Source organism: Kineosporia corallincola (genome assembly GCF_018499875.1).
GTDB lineage: Bacteria > Actinomycetota > Actinomycetes > Actinomycetales > Kineosporiaceae > Kineosporia > Kineosporia corallincola.
Genome location: NZ_JAHBAY010000007.1, coordinates 313,557 through 326,150 on the forward strand (window position 1 = coordinate 313,557; position 12,594 = coordinate 326,150).

11 protein-coding genes are annotated in these 12,594 nt (G+C 71.2%); 7 read left to right on the forward strand and 4 right to left on the reverse strand.

What is annotated here, in order from left to right; all coding sequences use genetic code 11:
* Positions 1-18 precede the first annotated feature (18 nt).
* From qcrA to KIH74_RS18925, 3 genes are all read left to right on the forward strand, one after another.
* Positions 19-1,053, forward strand: a complete 1,035-nt coding sequence (gene qcrA / locus KIH74_RS18915; RefSeq protein WP_214157294.1) for a cytochrome bc1 complex Rieske iron-sulfur subunit — start codon at positions 19-21, stop codon at positions 1,051-1,053.
* Positions 1,050-2,711, forward strand: a complete 1,662-nt coding sequence (gene qcrB, locus KIH74_RS18920) for a cytochrome bc1 complex cytochrome b subunit (RefSeq protein ID WP_214157295.1) — start codon at positions 1,050-1,052, stop codon at positions 2,709-2,711. Before qcrA ends, qcrB begins: the two co-directional genes overlap by 4 nt.
* 140 nt (positions 2,712-2,851) lie before the next feature.
* Positions 2,852-3,616 (forward strand): phosphotransferase, encoded by a 765-nt coding sequence (locus KIH74_RS18925; RefSeq protein ID WP_214157296.1) that lies wholly within the window; start codon positions 2,852-2,854, stop codon positions 3,614-3,616.
* 21 nt (positions 3,617-3,637) lie between these two features.
* On the opposite strand, the gene KIH74_RS18930 is transcribed toward KIH74_RS18925, so the two are convergent.
* Positions 3,638-5,398: a DEDD exonuclease domain-containing protein gene (locus tag KIH74_RS18930; protein ID WP_214157297.1), complete on the reverse strand. Its 1,761-nt coding sequence runs from the start codon at positions 5,396-5,398 to the stop codon at positions 3,638-3,640.
* 172 nt (positions 5,399-5,570) lie between these two features.
* Here KIH74_RS18930 and KIH74_RS18935 point away from each other — a divergent pair, with 172 nt between their 5' ends.
* Positions 5,571-5,930, forward strand: a complete 360-nt coding sequence (locus KIH74_RS18935) for a hypothetical protein (protein WP_214157298.1) — start codon at positions 5,571-5,573, stop codon at positions 5,928-5,930.
* A 312-nt stretch (positions 5,931-6,242) separates the two neighbouring features.
* The gene (locus tag KIH74_RS18940; RefSeq protein WP_214157299.1) at positions 6,243-7,478 is read left to right on the forward strand and encodes a C40 family peptidase; all 1,236 of its coding nucleotides are present in this window, start codon (positions 6,243-6,245) and stop codon (positions 7,476-7,478) included.
* An 82-nt stretch (positions 7,479-7,560) separates the two neighbouring features.
* Here the strand turns inward: KIH74_RS18940 and KIH74_RS18945 are convergent, their stop codons facing one another.
* The gene (locus KIH74_RS18945) at positions 7,561-8,334 is read right to left on the reverse strand and encodes a metallophosphoesterase family protein (protein WP_214157300.1); all 774 of its coding nucleotides are present in this window, start codon (positions 8,332-8,334) and stop codon (positions 7,561-7,563) included.
* 112 nt (positions 8,335-8,446) lie between these two features.
* On the opposite strand from KIH74_RS18945, the gene KIH74_RS18950 reads away from it, so the two are divergent.
* A complete protein-coding gene (locus KIH74_RS18950; RefSeq protein ID WP_214157301.1) occupies positions 8,447-9,349 on the forward strand; it encodes a hypothetical protein in 903 nt (300 codons plus the stop codon).
* 103 nt (positions 9,350-9,452) lie between these two features.
* Positions 9,453-10,592 carry a glycosyltransferase family 4 protein gene (locus KIH74_RS36585; protein WP_308113888.1) on the forward strand — a complete coding sequence of 380 codons (1,140 nt, stop codon included), beginning with the start codon at positions 9,453-9,455 and terminating at the stop codon, positions 10,590-10,592.
* Between the two features lie 24 nt (positions 10,593-10,616).
* Here KIH74_RS36585 and KIH74_RS18960 read toward each other — a convergent pair whose 3' ends face one another.
* The gene (locus KIH74_RS18960; protein ID WP_214157303.1) at positions 10,617-12,086 is read right to left on the reverse strand and encodes a hypothetical protein; all 1,470 of its coding nucleotides are present in this window, start codon (positions 12,084-12,086) and stop codon (positions 10,617-10,619) included.
* A gap of 81 nt (positions 12,087-12,167) precedes the next feature.
* Positions 12,168-12,386 (reverse strand): hypothetical protein, encoded by a 219-nt coding sequence (locus KIH74_RS18965; RefSeq protein WP_214157304.1) that lies wholly within the window; start codon positions 12,384-12,386, stop codon positions 12,168-12,170.
* Positions 12,387-12,594 lie beyond the last annotated feature (208 nt).

A 12,594-nucleotide genomic window follows, 5' to 3' on the forward strand; every position in this document is an offset into this window, starting at 1 on the left:
AACGAAACGGGTGGGACCATGAGTACGCACGACCCGGACCACGGCGGGAGCGACGTGGCCCTCCAAGAGGGCGACCTGCCCGCCAGGTTCGACAACCCGGGGCTGCCGGAGCACGCGCACCGGCTGACCGACACCGACCCGAAGGCCGCCCGGCGCGCCGAGCGTCAGGTCGCGTTCCTCTTCGTGCTGTCGATGATCGGCACCCTGGTGGTGCTGGTCGGCTACTTCAGCGTGAAGTTCCACGACAACCTCGGTTTCACCGAGTACCTGAACCGGCTCGAGCTGTCGAACAAGGTGCTCGGTATCGGCCTGGCGGTCGCCCTGCTGGGTATCGGTGTCGGTGCGGTGCACTGGGCCAAGACCCTGATGCCCGACGAGGAGCGCATCGACTACCGGCACCTCCAGCGCGGCACCGACGAGGAGCGCGCCGAGGCGGTCGAGAAGCTGGCGACCGGCGCCGAGGAGTCCGGGTTCGCCCGTCGTCCCCTGATCCGCAACACGCTGATCGGTGCGATGGCGCTGTTCCCGTTGCCCGGGCTGGTGTTCTTCCGGGACACCGGGCCGCTGCCGGGTGACGACCTCTCCACCACCTTCTGGAAGGCCGGCGACCGGCTCATGCTGGACCCGGAGGGTGGCCCGATCAAGGCGTCCGACATGGTCCTCGGCGCCGTCGCGCACGTCATGCCGGAGGGCATCGAGGAGTCCGAGCACCCGCTGAACGAGAAGGCCAAGGCCGCCGTTCTGCTGATCCGCCTGGAAGAGGACAAGCTGGCGGCCGAGTCGCTGCCGGGTGCCTACGGCGGTATCGTGGCGTACTCCAAGATCTGCACCCACATGGGTTGCCCGGTGGCCCTTTACGAGCAGCAGACCCATCACCTGCTCTGCCCGTGCCACCAGTCGACCTTCGACCTGACGCAGAACTGCAAGGTCATCTTCGGGCCGGCCAAGCGGCCGCTGCCGCAGCTGGCCATCACCGTTGACGACGAGGGATACCTGGTGGCCAAGGAGCCCTTCCACGAGGCCGTCGGCCCGAGCTTCTGGGAGCGCGGATGAGCACCACCAGCCCCATCACCAAAGCTGGCTCCACCACGGGCAACTGGCTCGACGAGCGGCTCGGCGCGTCCAAGGTCGTCAACGGCTTCTCGCGCAAGATCTTCCCCGACCACTGGTCGTTCATGCTCGGCGAGGTGGCGCTCTACAGCTTCGTCATCCTGCTGCTGAGCGGAACGTTCCTGACGTTCTTCTTCGTGCCGAGCGCCAGTGAGGTCGTCTACGACGGCCCCTACACCACGCTCGCCGGGCAGCACGTGTCCGAGGCGTTCGACTCGACGATGCACATCTCGTTCGAGGTGCGTGGCGGTCTGCTCATGCGGCAGATCCATCACTGGGCCGCGCTGATCTTCGTCGTGTCGATCATCGTGCACATGTTCCGGATCTTCTTCACCGGCGCGTTCCGCAAGCCGCGTGAGATGAACTGGGTCATCGGCATGATCCTGGCCATCCTGGCGATCGCCGAGGGCTTCCTCGGTTACTCGATGCCCGACGACCTGCTCTCCGGTAACGGTCTGCGCATCGCCCAGGGCATCATCCTGGGCATCCCGGTGGTCGGCTCGTACATCAGCTACTTCCTCTTCGGGGGCGGCTTCCCGGGCGACGCGTTCATCGCCCGGTTCTACGTGCTGCATGTGCTGCTGATCCCGGCCATCATGCTGGCGCTGATCACGTTCCACCTGATCCTGGTGGTCGTGCACAAGCACACCCAGTACCCCGGCCCGGGCCGGACCAACAGCAACGTGGTCGGTTTCCCGCTGTTCCCGATCTACACCGCCAAGGCCGGTGGATTCTTCTTCATCGTCTTCGGTGTCACCTCGCTGATGGCGGCGCTGTTCACCATCAACGCGATCTGGATCTACGGGCCCTACGACCCCTCGCCGATCGGTGCCGGTGCGCAGCCCGACTTCTACATGGGCTTCCTCGACGGCGCGGTCCGCATCACGCCGGGCTTCCTGGAGTTCGAGGCGTTCGGCTTCACCATCTCGCCGAACATCTTCCTGCCCACCCTGGTGCTGCCGGGCCTGATGGTCACGCCCGCCCTGCTGTACCCGTGGATCGAGGCCTGGGTCACCGGTGACAAGCGCGAGCACCACCTGCTCGACCGCCCGCGCAACGTGCCGACCCGCACCGGCCTGGGCGTCATGGCGATCACGCTGTACGTGCTGCTGTGGATCAGCGGTGGTAACGACGTCATCGCCACGCACCTGCACCTGTCGATCAACGACATCACGTACTTCCTGCGTGGTGCCGTGTTCATCCTGCCGCCGCTCGCCTACGTGATCACCAAGCGGATCTGCCTGGGTCTCCAGCGCAACGACCGCGAGAAGGTGCTGCACGGGCGGGAGACCGGCCGGGTGTTCCGCACCGAGGAGGGCGAGGTGTTCGAGCTGCACGCCCCGCTCTCGGCGAGCGATCGCTGGCTGCTCGTCGGCTTCGAGTCCCCGGTGGCCGGCAGCGCACTGCCCGCCTCGGACGCCGCCGGTGTCCGTCGCCCGGGCGGCAAGCTGGAGGGTCTGCGGCAGAAGATCAGCAAGTTCTACTTCGAGGACCGGGTCGCCCCGGTGACGCCGGCCGAGCTCGAGGCCGCGCATCACCACGGCGAGCACGAGGAGATCTCGGCCAGCGGGGGCGCCAAGCCCATCGAGTCCGGCCACTGATTCCTGGTTCCCTGTGGGGGCCGGCACCCGATCGGGTGCCGGCCCTCGCGTTTTGTTCGGGGACGACGAAAGAACCCGCGCCCGGCGCCGTTCCGGAAACCCAGGTGCTCCCCGCCCGGCCCGGCGGGTACCTTCGCCCGATGCCGGAGATCCTGTCGGGTGGGGGAGTCAACGAGGTGTGGCGGGACGGGGCGAGGGTGCTGCGCCCGGCCGGCCCGTGGACACCCCGGGTGCACGGTCTGCTGAGACATCTTCGGGCGCAGGGTTTCACGGCGGCACCGGCACCGCACGGCCTGAGCGCCGACGGACGCGAGGTGCTGGACTTTCTGCCGGGCGACGTGAGCAACTACCCGCTGACGCCGGCCGCCGCCTCGTCCCGGGCGCTGGTGTCCGCCGCCCGGCTGCTGCGCGGCTACCACGACAGCACCGTGGGGTATCTGCCCGGCGACGGCTGGATGTTCCCGCCCCGGCCCCCGGCCGAGGTGGTCTGCCACGGTGACTTCGCGCCCCACAACTGCGTGATGGACGGCGAGGAGGTGGTCGGGATCATCGATTTCGACACCGCCCACCCGGGTCCGCGGCTGTGGGACGTGGCCTACGCGGTGTATCGCTGGGCCCCGCTGACCGCTGCCGAGGAGGGCTTCGGCACGGTGGCGGAGCAGGCGGTGCGGGCCCGGATGTTCTGCGACGCCTACGGTCTGGACGTCGCCGGCCGCGCCGCGCTGGTGGATCAGGCGATCGCGCGGCTGCACGACCTGGTCGCGTTCATGCGGGCCCAGGCCGCGGCCGGGTCGCGGGCCTTCGCCGCGCACCTGGCCGACGGGCATCACCTGCTGTATCGGGGGGACGCGGCCTACCTGGAACGGGAACGGGCGGGGTTCGAGGAGCATCTGCTCGGGCCCTGAGGAGCCCGCGGGTGCCGGCGGTCATGGGGCGGGCGGCACGGTCGCGTGAACGTCTTGCGGCAGGCCGAATCTCGCCTGGGCGGCGCCGCGGACCGGCCAGGCCCAGGTGCCCTCCAGCTCGACCAGGCGGGTGCCCGGCTGCTCCAGCCAGTTGAGCACGATCTCGGTCTCTTCCGGATGGGCCGAGGGATAGGGGACCTCGCGCGGCGTGACCACCTCGCCGGTCAGATTGAGCGCGTTGACGTAGGGCATGGGGTCGGCGCCGGGCGGGGAGACCGTGGTGCCGGCCAGCCGGCCGTGCCGCACCAGGGCGAACTCCCAGCCGCCGCGCTCGGCCGGGCGGGCACCCACCAGGTGCGGCACCGCGGCGATCGGGGTGAGGCGCTGGGAGCGGGCCGCGCCGCGCAGGTACGACAGCAGCCGGTCGCGGTGCTGCGCCGCCTCTTCGTAACGCTGCACCTCGGACAGCGAACCGGCCCGGCGCAGCGCCGCCTCGACCACCTGACCGGAGTCGCTCAGCATGGCCACGCGCACCTGCTCGGCGACCTCGGCGTAGCCCTGGGGGTCGATACCCCCGACGCAGGGGGCACCGCAGCGGCCGATGTCGGCCAGCATGCAGGCCGTGGCGTTGCGGGCCGGGCGTTTCGGCAGCCGGGGCGTGCAGCGCCGCAGCGGGTACGCCTCGTGCAGCGCCGCGACCGCCAGCTCGGCCTGCTCCTGCGAGGGGAACGGGCCGGTGTAGGTGGCGCCGTCGGCCTGTACCTCGCGCACCACCGACAGCCGGGGGTAGGCCTCGCTGGTGAGCTTGACCCAGGGCTTGCGCTCGGGGGTCTTGGAGCGGCGGTTGTAGGGCGGCGCGTGCTCGGCGATCAACCGGATCTCGCGCACCCGGGCCTCCAGCGTGGTGGCGCAGGGCACCGGCGTGACCCGGGCGGCGCGGGCGACCATCTCGCGCATGCGGGTGCGCTGCTCGGCGGCGGTGAAGTAGTTGCGCACCCGGGTGCGGATGTTCACCGAGGTGCCGACGTAGAGCACCTGGTCCTTCTCGTCGCGGAACAGGTAGACCCCCGGGCCGGTGGGCAGCCCGTCGGCGAGATGCCGCTTGCGGCGCGTGCTCTCAGGCACCTTGGCGGAGAAGCCGCGCAGTTCGCCGAGAGTGGTGACGCCCAGGGTGCCGATGCGCCCGAGCAGGGCGTGCAGCACGTGCACGGTGGCCCGGGCGTCGTGCAGGGCCCGGTGGTCGGGCTCGATCGGTGAGCCGAAGAGCGCGGCGAGGGTGTGCAGCTTGCGGTTGGGCGCCTCGTCGTTGCTGATGATCTGCCGGGCCAGCCGCACCGTGTCGATCACCGTGTTGCCCGGCCACTCGTGCTCCAGCCGCTCGCACGCGGCCTTGAGGAAACCCACGTCGTAGGGGGCGTTGTGGGCGACCAGCACGCTGCCGGCGCAGAACTCCAGGAACGAGGGGAGCACCGCGCCCAGCGACGGGGCGCCCGACACCATCGAGTCGGTGATGCCGGTGAGCATCGAGATGAACGCCGGGATCGGGCTCTCCGGCCGGACCAGGGTCTGGAACTCGCCCAGTTGCTCGCCGCCGCGCACCTTGACCGCGCCGATCTCGGTGATGCCGCCGTCGGCCGGGGCACCGCCGGTGGTCTCCAGGTCGAACACCACGAAGGTGACCTCGGCCAGCGCCTGCGCGTCGGCCCGGGCCGGGCCGGACACGACGAGCTCTTCGGGCCAGAGCGCCTCCTGGGTGGGGACCTGCGGTGCCGTGCTGCTCATGTTCCAGACGTTATGCCCACCCACCGACAGTCTTGGGACGGCCCCCGGGGAGCCGGAGGTGGTCCGCGGAACCAAGACTGTCGGTGGTCGCCCGTAACGTTCGGAGGCATCGGCACCCTGCCGGTCGGGCCACGCGATCAACCGGCCCGCGAGCAACTTTCGGAGGGGCTCCATGTTGATCGACTGCGATTCCTGCGCCGTCCGTGGCCGGGCCTGCCGTGACTGCGTGGTCACCGTCATGCTGGCCGCGCCGACGGTCCGGCGCGCCGGAGCCGACCCAGGCGCCGACACCGGCACTGGCATCGAGCTCGACCGGCAGGAACAGGCCGCCATCGCGGCCCTGGCCGGCTCCGGTCTGGTGCCGCCGCTGCGGCTGGTGGCCAGGCCGGTCGACCCGGACGAGGCCGGCGTCCTGAACTGGGATCACGAGCCGGCTCCGGCCGCCCCGCGTACCCAGAGCGGAACCGCGCATCGCACCGGGCACCGCACTGGTGACGCAGCGTCCCGGAGGCATCACCGGGAGGCCGGCTGACGCATATCGGGCGCGATCCTCGTCAAAGGGATGAATGGCCTCTAAGAAACGCTTTCGCGAATGTTAAGAATTCATGACCAGCGTTAAGGAAAAGGCGAAGTGGCGGCCTTCTAGCTGGGGTGATAACGCTCTGCGCTCTTCGGGCGGCAATGCGCTGGCTTTTGTCGGGGTGTCCCCGCCCGCTATGTTTCCTCCGTTCACACACCGTCGCCGCGGCGTAGGGGTCCCTGAGCCCTCATCCCCCGGCACGGCCCAGTCTCCGCTGCGACGACTTCTCCCGTCGCGCGGGCGCCAGAACGGAGAGCTCGCGCCTTGCGATCGGACGGCCCGAAACCCGGCCAGCCCGCGGAAACGCGGATTGATGTCCAGCACTCCGAACCGCGCGATGCGTCGCGCGGCTCCCGGCCTCTGGGCGGTGACGCCTCCAGAGCCGGTGAGATCCCCGCCGTCGAGGGCGCCCTGAGAGTTGCCGGCCCGACCCCGCGGAACGGTCGCTCGTTCTTCCGTCCCCGCACGATCGGCAACCCGCTCCGGCTGACCGGCTGGCGCCGCTACGCGGGCGTGCTCGCGCCGCTGGCCCTGGCCTGCTCGGCCGTCTTCGCCGCCCCGGCCGCCACCGCCGCTCCGGCCCCCACGGTCGACAGCGTCAAGAAGCAGGTCGAGAAGCTCCGTGAGGAGGCCGACCAGGCGGCTGAGGACTACGCCGAGACGCGCGAGAAGCGGAAGTCCAGCCTGGTCAAGCTGAAGGCGGCGAAGAAGGACTACGCCAAGCAGAAAGACCGGGTCGCCACGCTGAAGGAGCAGGTCGGCCTGCTCGCGGCGGAGAGCTACAAGAAGGGCGAGCTGTCCACGCTCGACCTCTTCCTCTCCGACGACCCGGAGTCGGCGCTGGCCCAGTCCGGCTACCTGCCCTCGCTGTCGGACCGTCAGGCCGGTGCGCTGAACAGCCTCACGGATGCTCAGCAGGACCTGCTCGACACCCAGAAGACGATGCAGGAACAGGCTGACGAGGCCAAGGCCGCGCAGACCAAGATGAAGAAGTCCAAGGAGAAGGCCGAGAAGAAGCTGGCTTCGGCCGAGGCTCAGCTCGACCAGCTCGAGGCCAGCCAGCGCGCGGCCGCCGACGTCGCCGCGAACAGCGGTGGCACGGTGTCCGACAACGCCGGTGGTGACTGCTCGGCCGGTGCCGCGGCGGCTCCGTCGGCGGCGGCCAAGGCGGCCATCAACTTCGCCTGCTCCCAGCTCGGCGATCCCTACGTGTGGGCCGCCGCCGGCCCCAACTCGTGGGACTGCTCGGGTCTGACCATGGCGGCCTACGCCTCCGGTGGCGTCTCGCTGCCGCACAGCTCCCGGCTCCAGGCCAGCTACGGCACCTCGGTCAGCATCTCCGCCCTCCAGCCCGGTGACCTGGTGTTCTTCCACTCGCCGATCAGCCACGTGGGCATCTACCTGGGCAGCGGCATGATGGTGCACGCGCCGTCGACCGGTGACGTGGTCAAGGTCGCCAGCATGTGGACCACCCCGTCGGCCGCGGTCCGGCTCGGCTGAGTTCCGCCCCGCACACGAGAAGCGGCCCTGTCCGGCGAATCCGCCGGGCCGGGCCGCTTTTTCGTCGTCCCTGAGCGGGACGTCAGAGCCGGGCGGCCATCTCGGTGAACACGGCCAGGGCCTCGGCGTCGGAGGGCACGGTGAGCACGTTCTCGGCGATGAAGGCGGCCAGGTCGGGATAGCCGGGCGCCTCGGTCTCGAACAGCCGGGCCGCGTCCTGCACGTCGTAGTCGCTGCGCCGCAACTGCACCGACGGCCCGAGCAGCGCCCAGTGCGCGCCCGGGCCCGGGCCGTACGGCATGCCGACGCTGCCCGGGTTCACGAAGCGCCGCCGGTCGGCGAGCCGATCGAACGGCATGTGGGTGTGCCCGAGCACGACCGTCGGCTCGTCGCAGCCGGCGAAGGCCTCGCTGAACACCGTCATCGGCGAGTCGACCAGCACCATCTCGACGTCGCTGCGGACGCTGGCGTGACAGAACCGCACCGGGCCGAGGCCGTCGACCTCCAGCCGCACCGAGAGCGGCAGGTCGCGGATCAGGTTCCGCTGCCGCTCGTCCAGGGCCGCGGCGACGTACTCGGCGACCGCCCGCGCCCCCGGCTGCTCCGGGTTCTGTTCCTGGTTCTGCTCCGGCCGGCCGTCGGCCGCCTCCAGCACCTCCCGCTCGCAGTTGCCGTGGACCAGCACCGCACGGTCGCCGAGGGCGACCAGCCGCTCCAGGGTCGGGCCGGGCAGCGGGCCGGCCAGGAAGTCGCCGTTGATCACGTAGGCGTCGACGCCGGCCCGCTCGGCGTCGCGCAGAACCGCCTCCAGGGCGGGCAGATGTCCGTGGATGTCGGCCAGTACCGCTACGCGCATGAGAACCCCTCCGGTGAGCCTGTTCCCGAGGATGACCGGTCGGGTGGCGAGCGACAAGCGGATCTGCTCCCCGCGAAGTTCCGGGCACAGTCGCGCTGGGTAACCTGGTCCGATGCGGCGCCTTCCGATGCTCGGCGTCCTGCTGCTGCTCGCGCTGCTGACGATGACGATCATGGACGGCGATGCGCCCGCGACCGGCCCGGCGTCGTCGGACGGCGGTGGGGCCGGTCCGGGCTCCTCGTCGTCCATGACCGGGACCGCCACCGAACCCGACGGCCCCGCCCAGGTGACCGCCCTGTCCAGCCGCTGCCGGGTGACCGGGCCGGCCGCGCAGGAGGCCCTGGTGGACCAGCTCGCCGACCTGTGCGTGAGCGCCGCCGCGACGGTGGACGAGGCCTGGGGCACGCAGTGGGCGCAGGGCACCGCGCGCCGCACGCATCTGGCCGTCGCCGCCGGAACCGCCGATCTGGCCGGACTGCTCGGGCACGACGACACCACCGGCCTGGCCGACACCGCCGCCGTCACGGCCGGTCCGCGACGTGCCCCGGCCGATGCCGTGTATGTCAACGGGCCCGCCTTCGAGAGCCTGACCGAACTCGGCCGCGAGGTGGTGCTCACCCACGAGCTGGTGCACGTGGCGACCCGGGCGACCGGTGACTTCGACGCCCCGACCTGGCTGGAGGAGGGCTACGCGGACTACGTCGCCTACCGTGGCACCGGCCTGGACCCGGACCAGGTCGCCGGGGAGGCCCTGAACGCTTCGCTGCCCGGGGAGCTGCCGACCACGGACGACTTCGACGGCTCGGGGGCGGACGTGGCCTACGGGCGGTCGTGGATCGCGGTCACCGTGCTCGCGCGACGGCTGGGGAGCGACACGGAGCTGATGTCGTTCTACCGGCGGGCCGCGGCGTCGGGCGTCGAGCAGGCGCTCGCACAGGCCGGTTTCGGCGACCTGGCGACGTTCGTGAAGGCCTGGCGCGAGGAGATCAGCACGCTGCGGGACGACGCCGGGTGAGCCGATGATTGGGGGAACCCGGCTGCCCGGTGGGAGAGTTGGGCGCGCGCACCAGGTCGCGCGCGGACGAACAAGGGAAGGAACCGGCACCGGTGGTAGGGCTGTGAGCGGACGGACGCTCGTGATCACGAACGACTTCCCGCCCCGCACGGGAGGTATCGAGTCGTTCGTGCTGGCGATGGCGCGGCGGTTCCCGCCCGGGCAGGTGGTCGTGCACACCGCGCGGCAGAAGGGCGACCGGGAGTTCGACGCCGGCCTGGACTTCCCGGTGGTCCGTGATCGTTCGCCGATCATGCTGCCGACCCCGGCCATCACCCGGCGCTCGATCGAGATCGCCCGGGCCGAGGGTTGCGACCGGGTCTGGTTCGGGGCGGCCGCGCCGCTGGGGCTGATGGCGCCGAAGCTGCGTGCCGCCGGCATCGAGCGGCTGGTCGCGACCACGCACGGGCACGAGGTGTGGTGGGCGGTCGTGCCCGGCACCCGGGCCCTGATGCGGCGGATCGGTCAGCAGGTGGACGCCCTCACCTACCTCGGCGAATACACCCGCAGCCGGGTCGCGCCCGCCCTCGACCCGGCCTCCCGCCAGCGGTTCGTGCAGCTCACCCCGGGCGTCGACGACCGCACGTTCAATCCGGGTGTGGACGGCGCCCAGGTGCGTGAGGAACTCGGCCTGGGCGATCGGCCGGTGGTGGTCTGCGTGTCCCGCATGGTCGCCCGCAAGGGGCAGGACGTGCTGGTGGAGGCGCTGCCGCTGATCCGTGAGCGGGTGCCGGACGCCGCGCTGCTGCTGGTCGGTGACGGCCCCTACCGCTCCGAGGTGGAACGCCGCATCGACAAGGCCCGGCTGCGCGAGCACGTGTTCGTCACCGGGCGGGTCTCCTGGGAGCGGATCCCGGAGTACTTCGCCGCCGGCGACGTGTTCTGCATGCCCGCCCGCACCCGCCTGGCCGGGTTCGACCTGGAGGGCCTGGGCATCTGCTACCTGGAGGCCGCGGCCACCGGGCTGCCGGTGGTGGCGGGTGACTCCGGCGGCGCGCCCGACGCCGTGCTGGAGGGCGAGAACGGTTACGTGGTGCACGGAACCGACGCCCGGGCGGTCGCGGCCCGCTGCGCCGAGCTGCTGCTCGACCGCGACCTGGCGGCCGAGTTCGGGCGCCGCGGGCGTGAGTGGGTCGGCGAGAAGTGGCGTTGGGACGACCTGGCGCTGCGGCTTCAGGGGCTGCTGGCCGGCGACCCACCCTGAGGCGGGTGGCCGGTGCCCGTCGGCCTACACGGTCGCGGTGTCGGACACCGGCGCCGGCTCGCTCCCGGGCTGCGCCTGCTGCGGGTAGCGGGCCGCGGCCAGCGAGATCAGGACCAGCGCCGCCACCAGCCAGTACTGGTTGTAGAAGGCCTGCTTGTTGACCAGGTTGGCGACCAGCAGCACCATCGCGGCCCAGCGCAGCACGTTGGCCAGGTCGGGCTGCTGACGGTGCACCCGCACGACGGCCGTGCCCAGGGTGATCAGGACGGCGGCACCGGTCAGGTAGAACGGCGGCGTCCAGCTGAGCTCGTTGATGGCGGCGATGAACAGGGTGTTGGCGAAGATCAGCGGCTGGAAGTCGATCAGCATGGTCACGGTGTCGTGGATCATGTCGGCCGGGGACGCGATGAACCAGGGCAGCATGAACACCCCGGCCATGCCCCCGGTCATGACCGCCCGGCGCCAGCCGAACACCGGCCACACCGCCAGCACCGGCAGCAGCACGGCCAGGTGCTGTTTGCTGGCCAGGCCCAGGGCCAGGAAGATCATGGCCGGCAGCATCTTTCGGCGGCGCACCATCAGCGCCCAGCCGGCCAGGCAGGCCATCAGCAGCGGCTCGGTCCAGGCCTGCTCGACCTGGGTGGCGGTGCCCGGCAGCACCAGCAGCAGCCCGGCCGCACCGGTGCCGGCCAGTGACCGCAGCGGCAGCCGGGAGGTGCCGGCCGAGCGGCCGGTGCGGCCCAGCAGGTAGACCGCCAGCACCCCGAGCAGCGTGACCACCACCAGCGCCCAGCGCACGTCACCGGCCAGCCAGCGGCCCGGGGCCAGCAGCAGCGCGGTGAACGGGAGGTAGGTGAACGCGTCTTGCACGCCGGGGGAGTCGGACCAGTTCTGCGCGTACATGTTCTTGCCGTCGAGGATGCCGTCGGCGGCCTGCTGGAGCGTGACCCACACGTCGATCTTGGGGGCCGGGTCCCAGTGGATGAGCAGCGCCGCGGCGGCGACGTAGCCGATCGCCGCCAGGCCCAGGGCGATCTGGGCGGGCAGCAGGTGCCGCCGCAGCGTGGCGAGGGCGATGCCGACCGCCAGCACCAGCGCGGACGCGGCGTAGATCCAGCGGGTGAGCCAGCCCTGCCCGGGCGTGAGGTAGGTGTACGGCCGGACGGTCACCTGGATGACGGCGACCAGGACGAAGGTGGCCGAGATCGCCCCGCCGATCCAGTGCGGCGGTGCGACGCGGGTGCCGGCCGAGTCGTCGTGGTTGACGGCGGCCCGCTGGCGCACGCTGCCCGCGACCACCCAGAGGCCGAGGGCCACCGCGAGAACCGCGTAGACCGCGACGATCCACAGTTTGTAGCGAACGACACTGTGCGTAGCCACGGCCATGCCGATGGTCAGCAGCAGGAGCACGACGCCGATGCTGGGCGGGGAGCTGCGGCGCAGACCCGGGCGTCGGGTGGCGTCGTCGGGTTCGGCGGTGGCGGGCTGGACCATGCATCCAGCTTAGGGGGCCGCGGGAGGAGCCCGGTGCGCCCTGTGGATAACCCCGTGACCTCGGCCTTTACGAAAGCGGCCTCAGGGGGCCGCGGTGTCGCCCGGGTCGCAGTTCGGCATCGTCTGCCGGTTCTCGATGCAGGTGCCTGTGCCCTGGAAGGTGGTGGTGACCAGATTGCCGAAACCGAACACCACAGCGACGATCACGGCGGCGATGGCGGCGACCATGAGGGCGTACTCGACGGCGGAGGCGCCAACGTCGCCCAGCGGGCGCGTGACCCGGCGGATCCGGGTTCTCATCCGTTCCTCCTTCGGTTCCGGCACCCCCTGGCGGAGTATCGGGTGTTGCCCCCCGTCACTGCTCACCACCCTGACACACGTCGTCTGTGACATTCAGTCATCCCAGAAATGATCGGCTGAACACCCGATCAGTAGCCCATCTGGGTTGACACCGGTGAAAAGCGCTCTGCCGGCCCAGGTGCGCGCACCCCCGGACGCCGAGAAACCC

What these genes read in the sequence shown, in the direction of transcription:
- qcrA (WP_214157294.1), top strand. Translation starts at nt 19, where the DNA reads ATGAGTACGCACGACCCGGACCACGGCGGGAGCGACGTGGCCCTCCAA.
- qcrB (WP_214157295.1), top strand. Translation starts at nt 1,050, where the DNA reads ATGAGCACCACCAGCCCCATCACCAAAGCTGGCTCCACCACGGGCAAC.
- KIH74_RS18925 (WP_214157296.1), top strand. Translation starts at nt 2,852, where the DNA reads ATGCCGGAGATCCTGTCGGGTGGGGGAGTCAACGAGGTGTGGCGGGAC.
- KIH74_RS18930 (WP_214157297.1), bottom strand. Translation starts at nt 5,398, where the DNA reads ATGAGCAGCACGGCACCGCAGGTCCCCACCCAGGAGGCGCTCTGGCCC.
- KIH74_RS18935 (WP_214157298.1), top strand. Translation starts at nt 5,571, where the DNA reads ATGTTGATCGACTGCGATTCCTGCGCCGTCCGTGGCCGGGCCTGCCGT.
- KIH74_RS18945 (WP_214157300.1), bottom strand. Translation starts at nt 8,334, where the DNA reads ATGCGCGTAGCGGTACTGGCCGACATCCACGGACATCTGCCCGCCCTG.
- KIH74_RS18950 (WP_214157301.1), top strand. Translation starts at nt 8,447, where the DNA reads ATGCGGCGCCTTCCGATGCTCGGCGTCCTGCTGCTGCTCGCGCTGCTG.
- KIH74_RS18960 (WP_214157303.1), bottom strand. Translation starts at nt 12,086, where the DNA reads ATGGTCCAGCCCGCCACCGCCGAACCCGACGACGCCACCCGACGCCCG.
- KIH74_RS18965 (WP_214157304.1), bottom strand. Translation starts at nt 12,386, where the DNA reads ATGAGAACCCGGATCCGCCGGGTCACGCGCCCGCTGGGCGACGTTGGC.